The following is a 23,999-nucleotide window of genomic DNA, read 5'->3' on the forward strand; positions in this document are numbered from 1 at the left end:
ACTTGGCGTCCTCTGCCGGGGACACGACGTCCTCACGAATGCCCAGCTCGCGCTCGCGCAGCACCGTGTAGATGCGGGCGATATCGCGCTTGACGGACTTCAGACGACCGTGGTTCTCCAACTGGCCGGTGGCCGACTGGAATCGGAGGTTGAACAGCTCCTCCTTGGCCTTCTTCAGCTCCTCAACGAGAGCCTCGTTGGTCTGGCCTTCCAGCTTCTCAACAGCAAGATCCTTGGATCCAATTGCCATTCTCATTCACCACCCTCACGGCGCACGATGCGTGCCTTCAACGGCAGCTTGTGGATCGCCAGGCGCAGAGCCTCGCGAGCCACCTCTTCACTGACACCGGAGAGCTCGAACAGAACCCGTCCCGGCTTGACGTTGGCGACCCACCACTCGGGCGAACCCTTGCCGGAACCCATGCGGGTTTCGGCCGGCTTCTTGGTCAGCGGACGGTCCGGGTAGATGTTGATCCAGACCTTTCCGCCGCGCTTGATGTGGCGCGTCATGGCGATACGAGCAGCCTCGATCTGGCGGTTCGTCACGTATGCCGGCGTCTCAGCCTGGATACCGTACTCACCGAACGAGACCGTGGTGCCGCCCTTCGCCGCACCCGAACGCTTCGGGTGGTGCTGCTTGCGGTACTTGACTCGGCGTGGGATAAGCATTACGCCTGTCCTCCTTCTGCGGCAGCCGGAGCCTCGACCTTGGCGCCGGTGTTGCGGTCGTTACGACGACGGCGCTCGCCGCCACCGCCGCCGGGGCCGCGTCCGCCGCGGTCACCGCCGCGACCACGGGCCGGAGCAGCGGCAGCCTGAGCAGCCAGCTCCTTGGCGGTCACGTCGCCCTTGTAGATCCAGACCTTCACGCCGATGCGGCCGAAGGTGGTCTTGGCTTCGAACTTGCCGTAGTCGATGTTCGCACGCAGGGTGTGCAGCGGCACGCGTCCCTCGCGGTAGAACTCCTTGCGCGACATTTCGGCGCCGCCGAGACGGCCGGCACACTGGACACGGATGCCCTTGGCCCCGGCGCGCATGGCGGACTGCATGGCCTTCTTCATCGCGCGGCGGAACGCCACACGCGAAGCAAGCTGCTCGGCGATGCCCTGGGCAACCAGCTGAGCTTCGATCTCGGGGTTCTTGACCTCGAGGATGTTCAGCTGAACCTGCTTGCTCGTGAGCTTCTCCAGCTCGCCACGGATGCGCTCGGCCTCGGCGCCGCGGCGGCCGATGACGATGCCCGGGCGGGCGGTGTGGATGTCGACGCGGACGCGGTCACGCGTACGCTCGATCTCCACCTTGGCGATGCCGGCACGTTCCATGCCCGTGGTCATCAGCTCGCGGATCTTGACGTCCTCGCGGACGAAGTCCTTGTAGCGCTGACCCGGCTTGCTGGAATCGGCGAACCAGTGCGACACGTGGTCGGTGGTGATGCCGAGTCGGAATCCATTCGGGTTGATCTTCTGACCCATTTAGTTCTCCCCACCCTTCTCCGTGGTCGAAACAACCACGGTGATGTGGCTGGTGCGCTTGTTGATGCGGAACGCGCGGCCCTGGGCACGCGGCTGGAACCGCTTCATGGTGGCGCCCTCGTTCACGAAGGCTTCGCTGATGACCAGCTCGTCCTCGTTGAACGCAACACCTGCACGGTCGGCGGCAACGCGAGCGTTGGCGACGGCCGAAGCGACTACCTTGTAGACCGGCTCAGAAGCGCCCTGTTGGGCAAACTTCAGAATCGCCAGCGCCTCATTCGCCTGCTTGCCACGAACAAGGTCGACGACGCGCCGGGCCTTCATAGGCGTCACGCGGATATGGCGCGCAATAGCCTTGGCTTCCATTGCTTTCCTTCTCTCGTCTATCGAAGAAGTGCAAAGCACCTGGTCCCTTGCGGGACCTAGCGGCGCTTGCCCTTCTTGTCGTCCTTCACGTGGCTGCGGAACGTCCGCGTCAGAGCGAATTCGCCGAGCTTGTGCCCGACCATCGACTCGGTGATGAACACCGGCACGTGCTTGCGTCCGTCGTGTACGGCGATGGTGTGACCGAGCATGTCGGGCACGATCATCGAACGGCGGGACCACGTCTTGATGACGTTTTTGGTGCCCTTTTCGTTCTCAGCAACGACCTTCAGGTAGAGGTGCTGATCTACGAAGGGGCCTTTCTTCAGGCTGCGTGGCATGTCTCCAGGCTCCTATCGCTTGTTCTTGCCGGTACGACGACGACGCACAATGAGCTTGTCGCTGTCCTTGTTCGGGCGGCGGGTACGGCCTTCCTTCTTGCCGTTCGGGTTGACCGGGTTACGGCCACCGGAGGTCTTACCCTCACCACCACCGTGCGGGTGGTCGACCGGGTTCATGACCACACCGCGGACGGTCGGGCGGATGCCCTTCCAGCGGTTGCGGCCGGCCTTGCCCCAGTTGATGTTCGCCTGCTCGGCGTTGCCCACCTCGCCGATCGTCGCGCGGCAGCGGACGTCGACGTTGCGGATCTCGCCCGACGGCAGACGCAGCTGGGCGAACTTGCCCTCACGGGCGACCAGCTGGATCGATGCACCGGCAGAACGGGCCATCTTGGCACCGCCGCCCGGCCGCAGCTCCACAGCGTGGATCACGGTACCGACCGGGATGTTGCGAAGGGGCAGGTTGTTGCCCGGCTTGATGTCAGCGTTGGGACCGGCCTCGATCGCCGCGCCCTGGACGAGCTTGTTCGGGGCGATGATGTAACGCTTGGTGCCATCGACATAGTGCAGCAGCGCGATGCGGGCGGTGCGGTTCGGGTCGTACTCGATGTGAGCGACCTTGGCCGGAACGCCGTCCTTGTCGTGACGACGGAAGTCGATCAGACGGTAGGCGCGCTTGTGACCTCCACCCTTGTGACGGGTGGTGATCTTGCCGCTGTTGTTGCGACCACCGGACTTAGTCAGCGGGCGAACCAGCGACTTTTCCGGAGTGGTCCGGGTGATTTCTGCAAAGTCGGCGACGGAGGAGCCACGCAGGCCCGGCGTCGTCGGCTTGTACTTACGGATAGCCATTTTTATTCCTCGTTAAAGTGGTCTCCGCTTAAGAAAGCGGACCGCCGAAGATGTCGATAGTGCCTTCCTTCAGTGAGACGATCGCACGCTTGGTAGCTTTGCGTTCGCCCCAACCGAAGCGGGTGCGCTTGCGCTTACCGGCACGGTTCAGGGTGTTGACCGAATCAACCTTGACGCCGAAGATCTTCTCCACGGCGAACTTGATTTCGGACTTGTTCGAGTTCGGGTCGACCAGGAAGGTGTACTTGCCTTCGTCGATCAGGCCGTAGCTCTTTTCCGAGACGACGGGAGCAATGATCACGTCGTGCGGAGACTTGGTGAAGGCGGCGCTCACTTGGCTTCCTCCTTGTTTACCAGGGCATCGAAGGCGACCTTGGTGAAGACCACGTCGTCGGCAACCAGCACGTCGTACGTGTTGAGCTGGTCGACGTAGATGACGTGGATCTTCTCGAGGTTGCGCACGGAGAGTGCGGCAACATCGTCGGCACGGTCGATGACAATGAGCAGGTTCTTGCGCTCAGTGAGAGCACGCAGGGTAGCCAGCGCTCCCCTGGCCGACGGCTTGTCGCCGGAGACCACGGACTCGATGACGTGGATGCGATCGTGGCGGGCGCGGTCCGAGAGGGCGCCGCGCAGTGCAGCAGCCTTCATCTTCTTCGGGGTGCGCTGCGAGTAATCGCGGGGGGTCGGGCCATGGACGATGGCGCCGCCGGCCATGTGCGGTCCAACCATCGAGCCCTGGCGCGCGCGGCCGGTGCCCTTCTGCTTGAACGGCTTCTTGCCGGTGCCCGAAACCTCAGAGCGGGTCTTGACCTTGTGCGTGCCCTGACGGGCAGCGGCCAGCTGGGCCACGACTACCTGGTGAAGCAGCGGAACGTTGGTCTGGACGTCGAAGATCTCAGCGGGGAGATCGACCTTCAGTGCAGAGTTAGCCATTTGCTTATGCTCCCTTCACGGCAGAGCGCACGAGGACGACCTGGCCGCGGGCGCCCGGAACGGCACCCTTGATCAAGAGGAGGTTCTTTTCGGCATCCACGCCGTGAACGGTGAGGTTCAGCGTGGTGTGACGGACGTTGCCCATGCGGCCAGCCATGCGGAGGCCCTTGAAAACGCGGCCCGGGGTGGACGCGCCACCGATGGAACCCGGCTTGCGGTGGTTCTTGTGGGAACCGTGCGAGGCGCCGACACCGGCGAAGCCGTGGCGCTTCATGACGCCGGCGAAGCCCTTGCCCTTGCTCTTGCCGACGACGTCGACTTTCTGGCCGGACTCGAAGACCTCGACAGAGAGTGCCTGTCCGAGCTCGTAGGACTCGGCGTCAGCGGTGCGCAGCTCGACCACGTGACGGCGCGGCGTGACGCCGGCCGACTCGAAGTGGCCGGCCATCGGCTTGGTCACCTTGCGCGGATCGATCTGGCCGTAGCCGATCTGGACGGCGGTGTAGCCGTCGCGGTCTGCATTGCGCAGCTGGGTCACGACATTGGAGTCAGCCTGGACGACAGTTACCGGGATGAGAACGTTGTTCTCGTCCCAGACCTGGGTCATGCCGAGCTTCGTGCCCAGCAGACCCTTGACATTACGGGTTGCGGTCATAGTCTCTCAGCACCTCCCCTTAAAGCTTGATTTCGATGTTGACGTCAGCCGGCAGGTCGAGACGCATCAGCGAATCGACGGCCTTCGGAGTCGGATCGACGATGTCGATCAGGCGCTTGTGGGTGCGCATCTCGAAGTGCTCGCGGCTGTCTTTGTACTTGTGGGGCGAACGGATAACGCAGTACACGTTCTTCTCCGTTGGCAGCGGCACTGGGCCGACTACGGTTGCGCCTGCGCGCGTGACCGTCTCTACGATCTTCCGGGCTGAAACGTCAATGACCTCGTGGTCATACGACTTCAGCCGGATGCGGATTTTCTGTCCCGCCATGGCGTCATGCCTCTTTCTGATAGCACTCTCTGTACAATTTCTGTGCCCTAGACGTGATCCTCATCGGATCGGCACGCCCCGCACGGACTGAATCCGGATGAATCCGGGTTCCTCACCCCGCCAGGGTCCGACCCCCGTAGTCGGGCGTGTCGCGCATTCTCTGCGAACGAAATTCGCTGAATGCGGTCTACCCGCGGAGGTCTGCTTGTTTTGGTCCGCTCCGTTCCGGTCGGATCCGACCCTGCCCCGGGCATTATCCCGGGCGGGACGCAATCTCTGCTGGAACCGGTCCTGTGCTGCTGGCCGCCAGAAAGGCGTCCGAGAGCAGGCCAAGACATGGAGAGGCACTTGAACAACTTGTCTAGTGTTTCACGGATGCCGCCCAAAAACCAATCGGGATGCCTGTGGTTCCGGCTACAACCCCGGGTCCGCGGGTCCCGTCCCCTCGCTCCGCCGGCCGCGGTTCAGCCTGCGCAACGACAGCAGGGCGAAGGCGATCAGCACGGCGGCCAGCAGCGCCAGCAGGATGAAACTGTAGTCCCGAAGGAACCAGGCCAGCGCCGCCGCCACCCCGGCCGCGCCCCACCACGCCAGCACACGATCGCCGAGCACGAGCCCCGCGATGACGAAGCCCACGAATCCCACCAGGACCCACCACTGCGACCATCCGCCATCGGCGAAGACCGCCACCGGGGCCGAACAGGTCAGCACGGCCGCGGCGCCGAGCAGATAGCGCCGCCCGAGTCCGTCCACCCCGCCGGCTGCCGGCGGTCGAACGTACTCGCTCACGGCCAACCCGATCGAGACGGCGGTCAACGCCTGGAGGGTCCAGAAGAGGGACGGGTCGCCGAACTCGTGCCAGAGCCGGACGGCGTAGGCGGCCACGATCAGCACCGCGCCGTGCTCGGCGAGACGCCTGAAGTGCGCCGGCCACTCCCCCACGGCCAACACGGCGGCCGCGGCGCCGATCACGCAGGCGGTGACGACGAGCGCCGTTCCACCTCCCTGCCCCACCAGGGCTCCGAGGGTTGCCGCGAGCAGTCCGCCGCGCCGGGCCCACGGGGCCGCCGCACCGAAGACCCCCGCCTTCCGCCGGCCCAGCGCGCCGAGCACCCACCAGAGGCAGGCCGCGGCCATGAAGGACAGGGCCCAGAGCCCGGGCCCGACCGCACCCGAACCGAAGACCGCCGCGGACACGGGGCCCGGCCCGGTCAGCGGATCCTGAAGCAACCCGTGCACGGCCGCGGCGCCGATCAGGACTGCGGCGCCCACGAGACCGGGCCGCTCCCAGAGGAACGCGAGCCGAACCGCCGCGTAGGCGGCCGCTGCGAGGACGAGCCCCGAGAAGGCCGAGTGCTCTCCCGCGGCCGCGAACAGCCCGAACCCCGCGAAGACTGCCGCGACGGCGGACGGGCAGGACAGCTCCGCGCCGCCCCGGCCGACCGCCGCACCCCTCCGCGCAACAGCATCCGCGACCACGACGCACGCCACGGTCCCGGCGGCGAGGGCGACGGCCGCCGCCGGCTGCGTCCAGAGCGGCGTCGGGAGCCACCCGCCGCGGCGCAGGTCGATGGCCCCGGACCCGGCGAGGAGACCGGCAGCGAGGGCGACCGGCGGGACCGCCAGCGACCACCGTGCGGCGTCGCCGCTCAAGCCGCGGCGGGCGAGCACCAACGCATAGGCGGCCAGGCATCCGAGCTGGATCAACAGCGAGGCCTGGTCGGCCCCTCGAGCCCCCTCCAACGTGCCTGATCCACTAGTCGAATAGTCCACCGTCAAGAGCATGTAGGCGAAAGGGACGAGAAGGAGCAGGCCCAGCGCGGCCCAGCTCATCGACCGGCGCCCGGCCACCGCGGCTCCCCCGCCGCGCAGCAGGAGGCGTCCCGCCTGCCCCGCAGCAAGCGTCGCGGCTCCGAGTGCGATACGGGCGTGCCAGTCTGCGTCGAGCCGGCCGGCGAGGTCCAGCGCGAGCCACGTCAGGAGCGCTTGCGCCGCCACGACGTACACGGCGCGGAATCCCGGGCGCCGCGCGATGAACACGAGGAGCGCGCTGTAGAGGAACCCCAGCGTCAGGAGGACCTCGAACGCCCAGCCGCGCTCGGGCCAGGCCGGACGCCCGGCGGCCACGAGGAGTGCGACCAGCCACACCGATCCGGTGGCCGCCTGGCATGCCACTGTGCGCGCACCATCGCGGGCACGCACGATCCAGGCCGTGCTGGGCATGGTCACGAGCAGGAGCACCCACCAGAGCAGACGCTCGACGGGGATCCCCATCCACAGGGCATCCGCGGCGACGGCGTGCAGCGCGAGGGCGCCGGTGCCGGCCGCGAGAACGCCGGCGACATGGAGCACCCGGGACCCCGCGCCGTCGTCGTGCCGAACCGTAGAGCCGGACGTCCGCCGCAGGGTCGCCAGCGACAGCCCCAGCCAGCCCGCCACCGCCACGGCCAGCAGCAGGACCAGCTGCGGGCGGAGCCCTGCGGTGTCGGGCGACGCTCCGAGGGCCGACAGGCCGGGTACGGCGACGATGACCAGGCCCAGCACGAAGGGCAGCAGCAGCAGCAGGTGCACCCGCCCCCAGGTACCGGCTGGGCCCGCGAGGGGGCTTCCGGGCATGCCCTCCGCCCGTCGCCTGACCGCCTCGGCCGCGCCGAGTGCGAGCGCGCTGGTCGCGGCGACGCGCCACGCCTCGTCGCCGAGCGACCCGTCGGCCAGCCCAATCGGAATCGCCACGGCGCCGACGGCCAGCAGGACGGGGACGACCCCGAGACGCGCGACGTATCCGGCGATGCCGATGCCGAGCGCCGCGATCGCCAGCCCGGCGCCGAGCCTCGGATCGCCTCCCTCGAACGGAGAGGCGTGGAGGGCCGGATGGGTGAAGACCGCGACCGCGGCAGAGGCGCAGGAGAATCCCCACACCTCGGCGCGCCAGGTGCGCGGCCGGTAGATCCGACGATGAACGCGGCGCAGGCACGCGACCAGCAGCAGCTGCGCGAGTCCGATCAGCAGCGCCGCCCAGACCACCCGCTCGGCGGTCCCGGACAGCTCGTAGACACCCACCAGCAGAGTCGCGCTGGCGACGAGCCGGAGCATCGAGAGGTCCACGGCCCGCGCCGTGCGACCGTCCGTCACGGCCATGGCCCCGTAGTACGTCGAGGCCGCCGCGCCCACCACCAGCAGGTCTTCCGCCGACAGCGTCCAGGACATCAGGACCGCGGCGACGAGCAACCCGGGGACCAGGAACCGGTGGGAGGCCACGAACGTGCGCAGGTAGATGCTCCCGAGGAAGGCCGGGCGGACGACTGCCGCCGCGGAGACGAGCGCAGCCAAGACCATCGTGAAGACGAAATACCAGATCAGTCCGCGATTCAGGACTGCTCCCCCGGACCATGCGAGCGAAACGAAGAAGGTCAGGGAGACGACCGCGACGATCTGGCTGCGCAGTCGCACGCTCGCGAAGACGAAGGCGGCCGAGCCCGCTGCCGAGGCGACCAGCCACGCGGTCGCTGCGGGGACGGGAAGCAGGATGTACCAGGCGACACCGAGCACGGGGATGAGCGCGAGGCCGATGGCGGTGAGCGCAGCGGCCGCCGCGCGCAGGTCGCGGCTCCGTGCGTGGATCGCCAGGCCGCCGCCGTAGAAGACGGCGCCGACGGAGCCGAGAACCGACAGTTTGGCCGCCGGGTGGATGGGGAAGCTGATGAAGAGCAGCCCTGCCCCGATCAGCAGGCCCGCCGCCACGTAGAGTGCGATGTTGACGTTGCGGAGCTGACGCGCCGCCGGATCAGGGACGGGCCGGACCGGGGGCGGTCCCGCGGACGGCGTGCTCGGCGCGGGACTCGCAGGAGACGGTGGCGGGGCCACCGGGGCCTGCGGGGCTCCCGTCGGTTCGGGTGCGCGGGTCGCGCCGGGCAGACCGCGCTGGCCGGGCGGGACGAGGTAGGCGACGGCGGCGTCGTGGCCCTCCTGCCAGGCAGACGCCAGGTTCTCCCGTTGGTCCCGCTCCGAAGCGCGGCGATTCGCGTGGCGTCCGAGCAGCCAACCGCCCGTGAAGACCACGGCCAGCAACAGAACCAGCACCAGCACCGTCCCCATGACTCCCCTTCCATCGGCACGCCCCACTTTATTCTATTGGGACGACGAAAAAGGGTGCCTGTGGACGACGGATATTAAACGAAAAGCACCCCGCTGCCGAAGCAGCGGGGTGCCGATCGTAGACCGTCAGGTCAGATCATCAGGTAAGAAGCTTACTTGAGGATCTTGGTGACGCGGCCCGAGCCAACGGTGCGGCCACCCTCGCGGATGGCGAAGCCGAGGCCGTCCTCCATGGCGATCGGCTGGATCAGCTCGACGACCATTTCGGTGTTGTCGCCCGGCATGACCATCTCGGTGCCTTCCGGCAGCGTGATGACGCCGGTGACGTCGGTGGTGCGGAAGTAGAACTGCGGGCGGTAGTTCGAGTAGAACGGGTTGTGACGCCCGCCCTCATCCTTCGAGAGGATGTACACGTTGGCCTCGAAGTCCGTGTGCGGGGTGATGGAGCCCGGCTTCACGATAACCTGGCCGCGCTCGACGTCCTCGCGCTTGATGCCGCGAAGCAGCAGGCCGCAGTTCTCGCCGGCCCATGCCTCGTCGAGCTGCTTGTGGAACATCTCGATGCCCGTGACCGTGGTCTTCTGGACGTCGCGGATGCCGACGATCTCGACCTCGGAGTTGATCTTCAGCGTGCCGCGCTCGGCGCGACCCGTCACGACGGTGCCGCGACCGGTGATGGTGAAGACGTCCTCGATCGGCATCAGGAACGGCTTGTCCGTGTCGCGAACCGGGGTCGGGATGTACTCGTCGACGGCCTCCATGAGGTCCTCAACAGCCTTGACCCACTGGGCGTCGCCCTCGAGAGCCTTCAGGCCCGAAACGCGAACGACCGGTGCGTCGTCGCCGTCGAAGTCCTGGTCCGACAGCAGCTCGCGGACCTCCATCTCGACCAGGTCGAGCAGCTCTTCGTCCTCGACCATGTCGGACTTGTTCAGGGCCACCAGCAGCTTCGGCACGCCAACCTGGCGGGCCAGCAGCACGTGCTCGCGGGTCTGAGCCATCGGGCCGTCAGTGGCGGCCACAACGAGGATGGCACCGTCCATCTGAGCAGCACCGGTGATCATGTTCTTGACGTAGTCGGCGTGGCCCGGGGCGTCCACGTGAGCGTAGTGACGCGCTTCCGTCTCGTACTCGATGTGCGCGATGTTGATGGTGATGCCGCGCTGGCGCTCCTCCGGGGCGGAGTCGATGGCGCCGAAATCGCGCTGCTCGTTGAGATCCGGGTACTTGTCAGCCAGTACCTTGGAAATTGCAGCAGTCAACGTGGTCTTACCGTGGTCAACGTGACCAATGGTGCCGATGTTGACGTGCGGCTTAGTCCGCTCGAACTTTGCCTTCGCCACAGGTTCCTCCTAGAACGTATTCAGAAGACTTACCCCGTCCACGCGGTTCGTGGACGAAACTCATGCAAGTCTACTGTGGGCTTGTTTATTTCGTTAAATTTTGGTTTCCGTCAGCGCCCGTTGTAGTCCGGGCCCATCAGTCCGCCCCGTGTCGGGGTGGCCGGCCGGCCACCCCGACACGATGCCCTCCGCCCCGGTACGGGGTTTCGGACTCGTCGTCGATCCGTGGGCGATTACTCGCCGCGGGACTTCTGGATGATCTCCTCGGCAACAGCCTTGGGGACCTCGGCGTAGCTGTCGAACTCCATGCTGTAGACAGCACGGCCCTGGGTGCGCGAGCGCAGGTCGCCGATGTAGCCGAACATCTCGGACAGCGGAACCTGGGCCTTGACGACCTTGACGCCCTGCGCATCCTCCATGGACTGGATCTGTCCACGACGGGAGTTCAGGTCACCGATGACGTCGCCCATGTACTCCTCCGGAGTACGGACCTCGACGGCCATGACCGGCTCCAGGATCACCGGGTTGGCGCGGCGTGCGCCTTCCTTGAAGACCTGGGAACCGGCGAGCTTGAACGCCATCTCCGAGGAGTCGACGTCGTGGTACGCACCGTCGAGGAGCGTGGCCTTGACACCGACGACCGGGTAGCCGGCGAGGATGCCGAACTGCATGGCGTCCTGGATGCCGGCGTCGACGGACGGGATGTACTCGCGCGGGATGCGACCACCAGTGACGGCGTTCTTGAACTCGTAGAGCTCGCCGTCGTTCTCCTGGGTGTCGAGCGGCTCGAAGGCAACCTGCACCTTGGCGAACTGACCCGAACCACCGGTCTGCTTCTTGTGCGTGTAGTCGACCTTGTCGACGGCCTTCTTGATCGTCTCACGGTAGGCGACCTGCGGCTTGCCGACGTTGGCCTCGACCTTGAACTCGCGCTTCATGCGGTCCACCAGGATGTCCAGGTGGAGCTCGCCCATGCCGCCGATCTCCGTCTGGCCCGTGTCCTCGTTGAGGGAGACCGTGAAGGTCGGGTCCTCGGCGGCGAGCTTCTGGATGGCGGTCGACAGCTTCTGCTGGTCGCCCTTGGTCTTCGGCTCGATGGCCACGGAGATCACGGGCTCCGGGAAGCTCATCGACTCGAGGACGATCGGGGCGTCCGTCGCGGAGAGGGTGTCGCCGGTGGTGACATCCTTCAGGCCGATGACGGCGTAGATGTGTCCAGCCACGATCTCCTCGACCGGGTTCTCCTTGTTGGAGTGCATCTGGAACATCTTGCCGATGCGTTCCTTCTTGCCCTTCGTGGTGTTGAGCATCTGCGTGCCCGGGACAGCCTTGCCCGAGTAGACGCGGATGAAGGTCAACTGGCCGAAGAACGGGTGGGACGCGATCTTGAAGGCCAGAGCCGAGAACGGCTCGTCCTGGCTCGGCTTGCGAGTCAGTTCCTTCTCATCGTCCGACGGGTCGTGACCGATCATCGGCGGCACGTCGAACGGCGCCGGGAGGAAGTCGATCACGGCGTCGAGCATCGGCTGCACGCCGCGGTTCTTGAAGGCGGAACCGCAGAAGACCGGGTAGGCCTGCGAGGTGACCGTCATCTTGCGGATGCCGGCCTTGAGCTCGTCCAGCGTGAGCTCTTCGCCCTCGAGGAACTTCTCCATGAGCTCGTCGGAGGACTCGGCAACCTGCTCGACGAGCTTGTTGCGGTACTCCGCTGCGCGCTCCTTGAGGTCCTCGGGGATCTCGCGGGTCTCGTAGGCGGCGCCCATGGTGACGTCGCCCTTGGAGTCGCCCGGCCACACGAGGGCCTTCATCGACAGCAGGTCGACGACGCCGACGAAGTCGGACTCCGAGCCGATCGGCAGCTGCATGACCAGCGGGGTGGCACCCAGGCGGTTCACGATGGTGTCGACGGTGAAGTAGAAGTCGGCGCCCATCTTGTCCATCTTGTTGACGAAGCAGATGCGCGGGACGTCGTACTTGTCGGCCTGACGCCAGACGGTCTCCGACTGCGGCTCGACACCTTCCTTGCCGTCGAAGACGGCAACGGCGCCATCGAGGACGCGGAGCGCGCGCTCCACCTCCACGGTGAAGTCAACGTGGCCCGGGGTGTCGATGATGTTGATCTGGTTGTTGTCCCAGAAGCAGGTCACGGCGGCCGACGTGATCGTGATGCCGCGCTCCTTCTCCTGTTCCATCCAGTCGGTCGTCGACGCGCCGTCGTGCGTCTCGCCGATCTTGTGGTTCACACCCGTGTAGAAGAGGATGCGTTCCGTCGTGGTGGTCTTACCGGCATCGATGTGCGCCATGATGCCGATGTTGCGGACCTTCTTGAGGTCGGTGAGCACATCCTGTGCCACGTTGTCTCCCTTAGTCTGTCGATCTGGGACGACGGCGGCCCAGGCACCCAGGTGCCTGCAGCCGCCGTCGTTCTCACATCATTTTTACCAGCGGTAGTGAGCGAAGGCCTTGTTGGACTCGGCCATCTTGTGGGTGTCCTCGCGGCGCTTCACAGCGGCACCGAGACCGTTCGACGCGTCGAGGATCTCGTTCATGAGACGCTCGATCATCGTCTTCTCGCGGCGGTCCTTGGAGTAGCCGACCAGCCAGCGGAGAGCCAGAGCGGTGGAGCGGCCCGGCTTGACGTCGACCGGAACCTGGTACGTGGCGCCGCCAACGCGGCGGGAGCGGACCTCGAGGGCCGGGCGGACGTTGTCCATGGCCTTCTTGAGGGTGGCCACCGGATCGGAACCGGACTTGGCCTCTGCACCGGCGAGTGCACCGTAGACGATGCGCTCGGCGGTGGACTTCTTGCCGTCGACCAGAACCTTGTTGATCAGCTGCGTGACCAACGGGGATCCGTAGACCGGATCGGCGACGAGCGGGCGCTTCGGAGCGGGACCCTTACGAGGCATTACTTCTTCTCCTTCTTCGCGCCGTAGCGGGAGCGAGCCTGCTTACGGTTCTTCACGCCCTGCGTATCAAGTGCGCCGCGGACGATCTTGTAGCGGACACCCGGGAGGTCCTTCACGCGACCGCCGCGGACGAGCACGATCGAGTGCTCCTGCAGGTTGTGGCCGACGCCCGGGATGTAGGCGGTCACCTCGACGCCGCCGGAAAGGCGCACGCGGGCGACCTTACGGAGCGCGGAGTTCGGCTTCTTCGGGGTGGTGGTGTACACACGGGTGCACACGCCACGGCGCATCGGGTCGCCCTTAAGGGCGGGGGCCTTGGTCTTGTTGACCTTCGGCGAGCGGCCCTTGCGGACCAGCTGCTGAATAGTAGGCACTTTCGTGTCCTCCGGTTTCTTTGACATGCCGCACCGACAACCTACGTTGTACGCCGGCGCTGCTTTTTGGTCGTTTCATCGCAACGCTTCGGAGCGGAACCGACCGTAGGCGTGCAAAAGTGTGGCATTCGTTGCGCACCGTACCCGCAACCCGGACAGAGTCCCTTTGCCACACATAAAACAATTAGCTTCACCTTAGCACGGGCGGCGCGGCTTAAACGAATCGGGGCCGCCGTCGTGTTAAAGCCGCCCTCACGCCGAAAGGGGCGGCACCACGCGTGGTGGTGCCGCCCCTTTCGGACGACCCGGCCGCACAGGCGACCGGTCCGCAGGGTCTAGCGGAAGTCCGAGCCCATGTCGTAGTCATCCATCGGGATGGCTGTGAACTCCGGGCTCAGGCCGGCGTCGACACCCTCGTAGTCGAAGCCGGTGAACGCGCTCGGACCGGTGAAGAGGTTGGCCTTCGCCTCTTCGGTCGGTTCGACGTTGACCTTGGTGTAGCGGTCCAGGCCGGTACCGGCCGGGATCAGCTTGCCGATGATCACGTTCTCCTTCAGGCCCAGCAGCGGATCGCTCTTGGCTTCCATCGCAGCCTGGGTCAGGACACGCGTGGTCTCCTGGAAGGATGCGGCGGAGAGCCACGAGTCGGTCGCCAGGGAGGCCTTGGTGATGCCCATGAGCTCGTCACGGCCGGAAGCCGGCGTCTGCCCCTCGGAGATGGCCTTGCGGTTCTCCGCGGTGAAGCGGACGCGGTCTGCCAGCTCGCCCGGAAGCAGCTCGGTGCCGCCCTGCTCGATCACCGTGATGCGGCGGAGCATCTGACGGACGATGACCTCCACGTGCTTGTCGTGGATGCCCACACCCTGGGACTGGTAGACCTCCTGGACTTCGCGGACGAGGAACTTCTGCGCCTCGCGCGGGCCCAGGACTCGCAGGACCTGCTTCGGATCGATCGCGCCGGCCACGAGCTGCTGGCCGACCTGCACGTGGTCGCCGTCGACGACCAGCATGCGTGCACGACGCAGGATCGGGTAGGCGATGTCCTCGGTACCGTCGTCCGGGGTCACCACGATGCGCAGCTGCTTCTCGCCGTCCTCGATGGTGATGCGGCCGGCGACCTCGGAGATCGGGGCGACACCCTTCGGGGTACGGGCTTCGAAGAGCTCTTGAATACGCGGCAGACCCTGGGTGATGTCGTCTGCCGACGCAACACCACCGGTGTGGAACGTACGCATGGTCAGCTGCGTGCCCGGCTCGCCGATGGACTGCGCGGCGATGATGCCGACGGCCTCGCCGATGTCCACGGTCTTGCCGGTCGCCAGCGAACGGCCGTAGCAGAGCGCGCAGGTTCCGACGACGGACTCGCAGGTGAGCACGGAGCGCACCTTGATGTCCGCGACGCCGGCCTGGTACAGCTCCTCGATGAGCACGTCGCCCACGTCGGCGCCGGCCTGCGCCAGCACGTTGCCCTCGTCGTCCGTGACGTCGACGGCCAGCGTGCGGGTGTAGGCCGAGTTCTCGACGGTCTCGTGCTTGCGCACGGTGCCGAGGTCGTCGACGGTGGAGACCTGGACCATCAGGCCGCGCTCCGTGCCGCAGTCGTGCTCGCGGACGATGACGTCCTGCGAGACGTCGACCAGACGACGCGTGAGGTAGCCCGAGTTGGCGGTCTTCAGCGCTGTATCGGCCAGGCCCTTACGCGCACCGTGCGTCGCGATGAAGTACTCGAGGACCGTGAGGCCCTCACGGTACGAGGACTTGATCGGACGCGGGATGATGTCGCCGCGCGGGTTGGACACCAGACCACGGATACCGGCGATCTGACGCAGCTGCAGCCAGTTGCCACGGGCCTTCGAGGTGACCATGCGGTTGATGGTGTTGAGCTTCTCCATGCCGTTCTTCATGGCATCGGCGACCTCGTCGGTCGCCTTGGTCCAGATGTCGACCAGCTCGGTACGACGCTCGTCATCCGCGATCAGGCCCTTGTCGAACTGCGCCTGAACCTTCATGGCCTGCGCCTCGTACGGGGCGAGGATCTCCGCCTTGTTCATGTTCGAGGACACGTCCGAGATGGCGACCGTGACACCCGAGCGGGTGGCCCAGTAGAAGCCGGCGTCCTTCAGGTTGTCGAGGGCCTGAGCCACCTCGACCTTCGGGTAGCGCTCTGCAAGATCGTTGACGATCTCCGAGAGTGCGTCCTTGCCCGCGACGTGCTCCACCCACGGGTAGTCCGACGGCAGGGTGTCGTTGAAGATGACCTGTCCGAGGGACGTCTCGATGAGGGCCTGCTTGCCCGGCTCCCAGCCCTCGGGAGCGGGCTGCTCCTCAGACGGCGTGAAGTCGTCGACACGGATCTTGACCACGGCGTTCAGGTGCAGCGAACCGGCGTCGTGAGCCATGATGGCCTCGGCGACGGACGTGAAGACACGGCCTTCGCCCGCCTCCCCCTCACGCTTGGTGGTGAGGTGGTGCAGACCGATGATCATATCCTGCGACGGCAGGGCCACGGGGCGGCCATCGGACGGCTTCAGGATGTTGTGCGAGGACAGCATCAGGATGCGGGCCTCAGCCTGGGCCTCCGGCGACAGCGGCAGGTGGACTGCCATCTGGTCGCCGTCGAAGTCGGCGTTGAACGCCGCACACACGAGCGGGTGCAGCTGCAGGGCCTTGCCCTCGACCAGCTGCGGCTCGAACGCCTGGATGCCCAGACGGTGCAGGGTGGGTGCACGGTTGAGCAGCACCGGGTGCTCGGTGATGATCTCCTCGAGCACGTCCCAGACCTGCGGACGGTAGCGCTCGACCATGCGCTTGGCGCTCTTGATGTTCTGCGCGTGGTTGAGATCCACCAGGCGCTTCATCACGAACGGCTTGAAGAGCTCCAGCGCCATCTGCTTGGGCAGACCGCACTGGTGCAGCTTCAGCTGCGGGCCGACGACGATGACCGAACGGCCCGAGTAGTCGACGCGCTTGCCGAGCAGGTTCTGACGGAAGCGTCCCTGCTTGCCCTTGAGCATGTCGGAGAGCGACTTCAGCGGACGGTTTCCCGGCCCGGTGACCGGGCGGCCGCGGCGGCCGTTGTCGAACAGCGAGTCGACAGCTTCCTGGAGCATGCGCTTCTCGTTGTTCACGATGATCTCGGGGGCACCGAGATCCAGCAGGCGCTTCAGGCGGTTGTTGCGGTTGATCACGCGGCGGTACAGGTCGTTCAAGTCGGAAGTCGCGAAGCGTCCACCGTCCAGCTGGACCATCGGGCGCAGCTCCGGCGGGATGACCGGGACGGCGTCCAGGACCATGCCCAGCGGGCTGTTGTCGGTGGTCAGGAAGGCGTTGACGACCTTCAGGCGCTTCAGGGCACGCGTCTTGCGCTGGCCCTTGCCGTTCTTGATGATGTCCTGGAGCATGTCGGCTTCCGCCTCCATGTCGAACGTCTCAAGACGCTTCTTGATGGCGTCGGCACCCATGTGGCCCTCGAAGAACAGGCCGTACTTCTCGCGCATGGAGCGGAACAGGCCCTCGTCGCCCTCGAGGTCGGCGACCTTGAGGTTCTTGAAGCGGTCCCACACCTGCTCGAGGCGCTCGATGGTCGCGTCCGCACGCTTGCGGACCTGGGCCATCGTCTTGTCGGCGGCGTCGCGGGTCTTCTTCTTCTCAGCGGCCTTGGCGCCCTCGGCCTCGAGACGCGCGAGGTCGTCCTCGAGGTCCTTGGCGATCGCGGCGATGTCCGAGTCGCGGGTCTCCACGAGACGCTTGCGCTCGATGTCGTGCTGGGCCTGCAGGTTCGGCAGCTCGGCGTGACGACGATCCTCGTCGACCGAGGTGATCATGTAGGCGGCGAAGTAGATGATCTTCTCGAGATCCTTCGGTGCCAGGTCGAGCAGGTAGCCGAGGCGCGAGGGAACACCCTTGAAGTACCAGATGTGGGTCACCGGGGCGGCGAGCTCGATGTGGCCCATGCGCTCACGGCGCACCTTGGCGCGGGTCACCTCGACGCCGCAGCGCTCGCAGATGATGCCCTTGAAGCGCACACGCTTGTACTTGCCGCAGTAGCACTCCCAGTCCCGGGACGGGCCGAAGATCTTCTCGCAGAAGAGGCCGTCCTTCTCGGGCTTCAGGGTGCGGTAGTTGATGGTTTCCGGCTTCTTGACCTCGCCGAAGCTCCACTCACGGATATTTTCAACGGTGGCGAGGCCAATGCGCATGAGGCCGAAGGAGGATTCGCTGGACATATGGTCCCTGTCTCTCTTTTTCTCTGAAGTCTTCTCTGGGGCGGACGTGCCGCCCCGGGGTAAAAAGATCGGGTGCGACGGCGGGGTCCCGGCTTGGCAGCCGGGACCCGCCGTTCGACCTAGACCTCTTCTACGGAGTTCGGCTCGGCCCTGGAGAGGTCGATGCCGAGTTCTTCCGCGGCCCGGAAGACTTCTTCGTCCGAGTCACGCATTTCAATCGTCGTGCCGTCCGAGGAGAGGACCTCGACGTTCAGGCACAGCGACTGCATTTCCTTGATGAGCACCTTGAACGATTCCGGAACGCCCGGCTCCGGGATGTTCTCGCCCTTGACGATCGCCTCGTAGACCTTCACGCGGCCGTGGATGTCATCGGACTTGATCGTCAACAGTTCCTGCAGCGTGTAGGCGGCGCCGTAGGCCTCGAGGGCCCAGACTTCCATCTCGCCGAAGCGCTGACCGCCGAACTGCGCCTTACCGCCCAGCGGCTGCTGGGTGATCATGGAGTACGGCCCGGTCGAACGCGCGTGGATCTTGTCGTCGACCAGGTGGTGCAGCTTCAGGATGTACATGTAGCCGACCGAGACCGGGTCCGGGAGCGGCTCGCCGGAGCGGCCGTCGAACAGACGGGCCTTGCCGCTGTTGTCGATCAGGCGCTGACCGTCGCGGGTCGGCGTCGTGTGATCGAGCAGGCTGCGGACCTCGTTCTCCTCGGCACCGTCGAAGACCGGGGTCGCGACCGTGGTCGGACCGGATTCGCGCGGCAGGTTCGGCAGGTTCTTGACCCAGTCCGGCTCGCCCTCGATCTTCCAGCCCTGCTTGGCGGCCCACGCGAGGTGGATCTCCAGGACCTGGCCGATGTTCATACGGCCCGGAACACCCAGCGGGTTCAGGATGACGTCGACCGGCGTGCCGTCCTCGAGGAACGGCATGTCCTCGATGGGCAGGATGCGCGAGATGACGCCCTTGTTGCCGTGGCGGCCGGCGAGCTTGTCGCCGTCGGTGATCTTGCGCTTCTGGGCCACGTAGACGCGGACCAGCTGGTTCACGCCCGGGGGCAGCTCGTCGTCGTTGTCGCGATCGAAGATGCGGATGCCGATGACCGTGCCCGACTCGCCGTGCGGCACCTTCAGGGAGGTGTCGCGGACTTCGCGGGACTTCTCGCCGAAGATGGCGCGCAGCAGGCGCTCCTCCGGGGTCAGCTCGGTCTCGCCCTTCGGCGTGACACGGCCGACGAGGATGTCGCCGGCCTCGACCTCGGCACCGATGTGGATGATGCCGCGCTCGTCGAGCTGGCCCAGCACCTCCTCGGAGACGTTCGGGATGTCACGGGTGACTTCCTCTGCACCGAGCTTGGTGTCGCGGGCGTCGACCTCGTGCTCCTCGATGTGGATCGAGGTGAGGACGTCCTCCGAGACCATGCGCTGCGAGAGGATGATCGCATCCTCGAAGTTGTGGCCCTCCCAGGACATGAAAGCGACCAGGAGGTTCTTGCCCAGCGCCAGCTCGCCCTGGTCCGTGGACGGGCCGTCGGCGATCAGCGTCTGGTACTCGACCCGCTCGCCCTCGGAGACCATGACGCGCTGGTTGTACGCGTTGCCCTGGTTCGAGCGGGCGAACTTCATGATCGGGTACGCCGACTCGGTGCCGTCGTCGTTCATCACGATGACCAGGTCGGCCGAGACGTTGGTGACGACGCCCGGCTTGTCGGCGGTGATGGAATCACCGGCGTCGACCGCGACGTACTTCTCCATGCCCGTGCCGACGACCGGCGACTCCGACTGGAGCAGCGGGACAGCCTGACGCTGCATGTTGGCGCCCATGAGCGCGCGGTTGGCATCGTCGTGCTCGAGGAACGGGATCAGCGCCGTCGCGCCGGAGACCATCTGGCGCGGGGAGACGTCCATGTAGTCGATCTCCGCGGGAGCAACGAGCACGGGCTCGCCGCCGCCGCCGCGCTCGCGGCAGAGGACGAGGTCCTCGGCGAAGACCTGGTCCTCGGTCAGCGGGGCGTTGGCCTGCGCGATCAGTGCTGCGAGCTCGTCGTCAGCCGTCAGGTAGCGGACCTCTTCGGTGACCTTGCCGTCGACGACCTTGCGGTACGGCGACTCGATGAAGCCGAAGGCGTTGATGCGCGCGTAGGTTGCGAGCGAGCCGATGAGGCCGATGTTCGGGCCTTCCGGGGTCTCGATCGGGCACATGCGGCCGTAGTGCGACGGGTGGACGTCACGGACCTCCATGCCGGCGCGGTCGCGGGACAGACCACCCGGGCCCAGCGCGGACAGACGGCGCTTGTGCGTCAGACCGGCGAGCGGGTTGTTCTGGTCCATGAACTGCGACAGCTGGGAGGTTCCGAAGAACTCCTTGATCGCGGCGACGACCGGGCGGATGTTGATCAGCGTCTGCGGCGTGATGGCCTCGACGTCCTGCGTGGTCATGCGCTCGCGGACGACGCGCTCCATGCGGGACAGGCCGGTGCGGACCTGGTTCTCGATGAGCTCACCGACGGCGCGGATGCGGCGGTTGCCGAAGTGGTCGATGTCGTCGACCTCGACGCGGACGTCGACTTCCTCGCCACCGCGGGCGCCCTTGATGGTCTCCTCGCCGGCGTGCAGCGAGACGAGGAACTTGATCATGGCGACGATGTCGTCGTTGCCGAGCACGGAGGCGCCGGGGCCGGAGAGCGGCTTGTCGACGCCGAGCTTGCGGTTGATCTTGTAGCGGCCGACCTTGGCCAGATCGTAGCGCTTCGGGTTGAAGTACAGGTTGTCCAGCAGGTTCTGGGCGGCGTCGACTGTCGGCGGCTCGCCCGGACGCAGCTTGCGGTAGATGTCGAGGAGGGCTTCCTCCTGCGTCTCCGTGGTGTCCTTCTCCAGGGTGGCGCGGATCGACTCGTAGTGGCCGAACTCCTCGAGGATCTGGCCCTCGGTCCAGCCCAGTGCCTTCAGCAGGACGGTGACGGACTGCTTGCGCTTGCGGTCGAGGCGGACGCCGACCTGGTCGCGCTTGTCGATCTCGAGCTCGAGCCATGCACCGCGGGACGGGATGACCTTGGCGGTGAAGATGTCCTTGTCACTGGTCTTGTCCGGCGTGCGCTCGAAGTAGGCGCCCGGGGAACGGACCAGCTGGGACACGACGACACGCTCGGTGCCGTTGATGATGAAGGTGCCCTTCTGGGTCATCAGCGGGAAATCGCCCATGAACACGGTCTGCTGCTTGATCTCGCCCGTGTTGTTGTTCATGAACTCGGCCTTGACGTACAGCGGGGCGGAGTAGGTCGCGTCGCGATCCTTGCACTCGGCCTCGGTGTACTTCGGGTCGGCGAATTCCGGCTCCGAGAAGCTCAGGGACATGGTCTCCTGGAAATCCTCGATCGGGGAGATCTCCTCGAAGATCTCTGCCAGACCCGGGATGTCGGCGACGCCTTCATCGCCGATGGCCTGGGCCTGTGCGACCCGGTCCTTCCAGCGCTGGTTTCCAATGAGCCAGTCGAAGCTCTCCGTCTGGAGGGCCAGGAGATCCGGCACGTCCAGGGGTTCATGGATCTTTGCGAATGAAATTCGACCGGCCGCTTCCGCGGACCGCGCCGAACTAGCGGTTACGTTTTGAGAGGTGCTCGAGGCGACCAAGATGGATCCTTCCACAGACCGTCAGGTTTCCGAGCGCCTCCCTCATCCATGACTTGCAGCCCAGCGCACTCGCTGTCGGCGATTGCCCCGGGCTTGTCCGTGGATTTCGGGCCCACCGCTATATGAAGGCCAGAAGGTAAAGAGGGAAGACGCAAAGCTCTAGCCTACACCCGGTCGCCTAGCATGTCCAACTGCAGGTTGACAAACCACGGGCGGCCGAGATGCGGGGGCTCCCCCCGTTCCCGGCCGCCCGGCGCCGCCCGCCGCTACACGGCGAGGATCGGCGCGAAGAAGGCCCCCAGCTCGTCGGTGGCCGTCAGCGGCAGCACGTTCGCCACGTAGTGGTCCGGGCGGACGACGACGACGACGCCGTCGCGGCTGAGCCCGCGCTTCTCGAAGATGTCGTCCCCCTCCTGCGCCCCGAAGATCTTCTCGAGGTGGGTCAGCTTGAACGGTCCGACCTTCGGACGGAACGCGTCCGGCACAGCATTGATGTCGATGTTCGTATGGTCCTGCTGGTAGACCACCTTGACGTCGAACCACGCGTCGTCGTCCGCGCCCTCCGGCGTTGCTGCGAGCGGCGACTCGGCCGCCGTCGTGAGCCACTCGGCGAACTCCTTGGTTGCGGAGTCGGCGCCGGCCTCCGCCCGGTCGGCGAAGACGTAGATGCGCCACCTGCCGTCGGCCTGTGCCAGGTGGCCGAGCTGCTTCGGGTTCCCGTCGGCCAGACGCACGACGGGCGAGGACTTGAAGCGCTTGCCGATCGTGAAGCCCGTCGCCAGGTCCTGGTGGTCCGGCCCGGCGACGAGGAGGGACTTCTCGTACTCGGTCATGAAGCCCGCCGGGAATTCGGCGGTGCGGACGTAGAATTCCTCGAGCTCCGAGGGGTTCTCGAAGTCCTCCGGCTTCTTCGCCATCAGCGAGGACCACTGCTTGTCGAAGTCGATCAGATTCTGCGCGATCACCTGGCGCTCTTCGGAGTACGAGGACAGCAGAGCCGCCGGGCTGCGCCCCTCGAGCACGTGGCCCAGTTTCCAGCCCAGGTTGAAACCGTCCTGCATGGAGACGTTCATCCCCTGACCGGCCTTCGCGCTGTGCGTGTGGCAGGCGTCGCCGGTGATGAAGACGCGCGGGTCGCGGATCCCGCGCTCCTCGGCGACGACGTCGTCGAACCGGTCCGTCAGCCGGTGCCCGACCTCGTAGACGCTGTGCCAGGCGACATCGCGCACCTCCACCGTGTAGGGGTGCACGATCTCGTTGGCCTTGGCGATGATCTGCTCGATCGTCGTCTTGCGCACGGAGCCGTGGCTGCCCTCCGGCACCTCGCCGAGGTCGACGTACATGCGGAAGAGGTGCCCGCCCTCGCGCGGGATGAGCAGGATGCTGCCGCCGCTTCCGGACTGGATGGCGCACTTGGTGCGGATGTCCGGGAAGTCGCTCTCGGCGAGGACGTCCATGACGCCCCACGCGTGGTTGGCCTGGTCCCCCGCGAGCGAGCAGCCGATCGCGGAACGGACCTTGCTGCGCGCACCGTCCGAACCGACGACGTACTTGGTGCGCACGACGCGCTCGGCGCCCTCGTCCGGCCCCGCGGTGCGCACGAGGGTCACCTTGACGGGGTACTCCCCCTCGCCTGTGTCCTGAAGGTCCTTGAACTCGTAGCCGTAGTCCGGAGTCATCCGGGTCGGGGCGTTGGCCATGACCTCGGCGAAGTAGTCCAGGACACGGGCCTGGTTCACGATCAGGTGCGGGAACTCGCTGATCCCGTGCGCGTCGTCGAGCGTGCGCGCCGCGCGGACGATGTTCGAGGGATTCTCCGGATCCGGCTTCCAGAAGGCCATCTCGGTGATGGTGTAGGCCTCCGCGATGATGCGTTCGGCGAATCCGAAGGACTGGAACGTCTCCACGCTGCGGGCCTGGATGCCGTCGGCCTGGCCGATCTCGAGGCGGCCCGGGCGGCGCTCGATGATGCGGGTGCTGACGCTCGGGAACTGCGACATCTGCGCAGCCGTCAGCATGCCGGCCGGGCCGGTGCCGACGATCAGGACGTCCATCTCGTCCGGAAGCTCTTCGGGGCGGTCGATGCCGGTTCCGGCGACGGGCTGGACGCGCGGGTCTCCGGAAACGTAGCCGTGGTGGTGGAAATGCACGGGTGGTCCTCACTTCGTTGTGCGGCCGGATACACCTACTTCAGGTATCGCCACTTGATTCTGTTCTATAAACGAACAGGTTGTTCGATTATCGCTACACTAATGGTAGGTGGCTGATAACACATTGTGCAAGACCTCACAGGACCGGCGTCCCGGAACCGGCGGAAATACCGGCGGGACGACGACACGAGGCGGGCCGCCTCCCCCTTCGGGGACGCGACCCGCCTCGTGCTGTGCAGCCTGTCAGCTGCGGTCAGTACCTTTCGCGGGTGTCAGCTGCGCCGATGACGCACGATCAACGCCGTCGCACCCACCAGCAACAGCCCGAA

General features: G+C 66.2%; 17 protein-coding genes and 1 pseudogene. All 18 read right to left on the minus strand.

The window, feature by feature from the left end:
• Position 1: 1 nt before the first annotated feature.
• A pseudogene (rpmC, locus tag IE069_RS06145) lies at positions 2-250 on the minus strand (50S ribosomal protein L29); the annotation flags it as partial.
• Positions 251-252: 2 nt separating this feature from the next.
• Positions 253-669 carry a 50S ribosomal protein L16 gene (gene rplP / locus IE069_RS06150; protein WP_102159533.1) on the minus strand — a complete coding sequence of 139 codons (417 nt, stop codon included), beginning with the start codon at positions 667-669 and terminating at the stop codon, positions 253-255.
• Positions 669-1,472 carry a 30S ribosomal protein S3 gene (rpsC, locus tag IE069_RS06155; RefSeq protein ID WP_189349235.1) on the minus strand — a complete coding sequence of 268 codons (804 nt, stop codon included), beginning with the start codon at positions 1,470-1,472 and terminating at the stop codon, positions 669-671. Before rpsC ends, rplP begins: the two co-directional genes overlap by 1 nt.
• Positions 1,473-1,838 (minus strand): 50S ribosomal protein L22, encoded by a 366-nt coding sequence (gene rplV, locus IE069_RS06160; protein ID WP_189349236.1) that lies wholly within the window; start codon positions 1,836-1,838, stop codon positions 1,473-1,475.
• Between the two features lie 56 nt (positions 1,839-1,894).
• On the minus strand, positions 1,895-2,176 hold the full coding sequence (gene rpsS, locus IE069_RS06165) for a 30S ribosomal protein S19 (protein WP_102159530.1): 282 nt from the start codon (positions 2,174-2,176) through the stop codon (positions 1,895-1,897).
• 12 nt (positions 2,177-2,188) lie between these two features.
• Complete coding sequence (gene rplB / locus IE069_RS06170) at positions 2,189-3,028, minus strand: 50S ribosomal protein L2 (protein WP_189349237.1); 840 nt, start codon at positions 3,026-3,028, stop codon at positions 2,189-2,191.
• A 28-nt stretch (positions 3,029-3,056) separates the two neighbouring features.
• Positions 3,057-3,362: a 50S ribosomal protein L23 gene (gene rplW / locus IE069_RS06175; RefSeq protein ID WP_189349238.1), complete on the minus strand. Its 306-nt coding sequence runs from the start codon at positions 3,360-3,362 to the stop codon at positions 3,057-3,059.
• Positions 3,359-3,964, minus strand: a complete 606-nt coding sequence (gene rplD / locus IE069_RS06180; RefSeq protein ID WP_189349239.1) for a 50S ribosomal protein L4 — start codon at positions 3,962-3,964, stop codon at positions 3,359-3,361. The genes rplW and rplD overlap by 4 nt, the downstream gene beginning before the upstream one ends.
• 4 nt (positions 3,965-3,968) lie before the next feature.
• Entirely contained in the window at positions 3,969-4,619 is a 651-nt protein-coding gene (gene rplC, locus IE069_RS06185; RefSeq protein WP_189349240.1) for a 50S ribosomal protein L3, read from the minus strand.
• A 19-nt stretch (positions 4,620-4,638) separates the two neighbouring features.
• Complete coding sequence (gene rpsJ / locus IE069_RS06190; protein ID WP_013349689.1) at positions 4,639-4,947, minus strand: 30S ribosomal protein S10; 309 nt, start codon at positions 4,945-4,947, stop codon at positions 4,639-4,641.
• A gap of 414 nt (positions 4,948-5,361) precedes the next feature.
• Positions 5,362-9,042, minus strand: coding sequence for a hypothetical protein (locus IE069_RS06195; protein WP_189349241.1), 3,681 nt, complete (start codon positions 9,040-9,042; stop codon positions 5,362-5,364).
• Positions 9,043-9,194: 152 nt separating this feature from the next.
• Complete coding sequence (tuf, locus tag IE069_RS06200; protein WP_189349242.1) at positions 9,195-10,385, minus strand: elongation factor Tu; 1,191 nt, start codon at positions 10,383-10,385, stop codon at positions 9,195-9,197.
• A 233-nt stretch (positions 10,386-10,618) separates the two neighbouring features.
• Positions 10,619-12,739, minus strand: coding sequence for an elongation factor G (gene fusA, locus IE069_RS06205; protein WP_189349243.1), 2,121 nt, complete (start codon positions 12,737-12,739; stop codon positions 10,619-10,621).
• 84 nt (positions 12,740-12,823) lie between these two features.
• Positions 12,824-13,294 carry a 30S ribosomal protein S7 gene (gene rpsG, locus IE069_RS06210; protein ID WP_189349244.1) on the minus strand — a complete coding sequence of 157 codons (471 nt, stop codon included), beginning with the start codon at positions 13,292-13,294 and terminating at the stop codon, positions 12,824-12,826.
• Entirely contained in the window at positions 13,294-13,668 is a 375-nt protein-coding gene (gene rpsL, locus IE069_RS06215; protein WP_189349245.1) for a 30S ribosomal protein S12, read from the minus strand. The genes rpsG and rpsL overlap by 1 nt, the downstream gene beginning before the upstream one ends.
• 335 nt (positions 13,669-14,003) lie before the next feature.
• Complete coding sequence (locus IE069_RS06220) at positions 14,004-17,894, minus strand: DNA-directed RNA polymerase subunit beta' (protein WP_189349246.1); 3,891 nt, start codon at positions 17,892-17,894, stop codon at positions 14,004-14,006.
• Between the two features lie 119 nt (positions 17,895-18,013).
• Positions 18,014-21,520, minus strand: a complete 3,507-nt coding sequence (gene rpoB / locus IE069_RS06225) for a DNA-directed RNA polymerase subunit beta (protein WP_189349247.1) — start codon at positions 21,518-21,520, stop codon at positions 18,014-18,016.
• A gap of 266 nt (positions 21,521-21,786) precedes the next feature.
• Positions 21,787-23,670, minus strand: coding sequence for an FAD-binding monooxygenase (locus IE069_RS06230; RefSeq protein ID WP_189349248.1), 1,884 nt, complete (start codon positions 23,668-23,670; stop codon positions 21,787-21,789).
• Between the last annotated feature and the right edge of the window lie 329 nt (positions 23,671-23,999).

The sequence above is a fragment of the Zhihengliuella salsuginis genome, from assembly GCF_014651715.1.
GTDB classification, from domain to species: Bacteria; Actinomycetota; Actinomycetes; order Actinomycetales; family Micrococcaceae; genus Zhihengliuella; species Zhihengliuella salsuginis.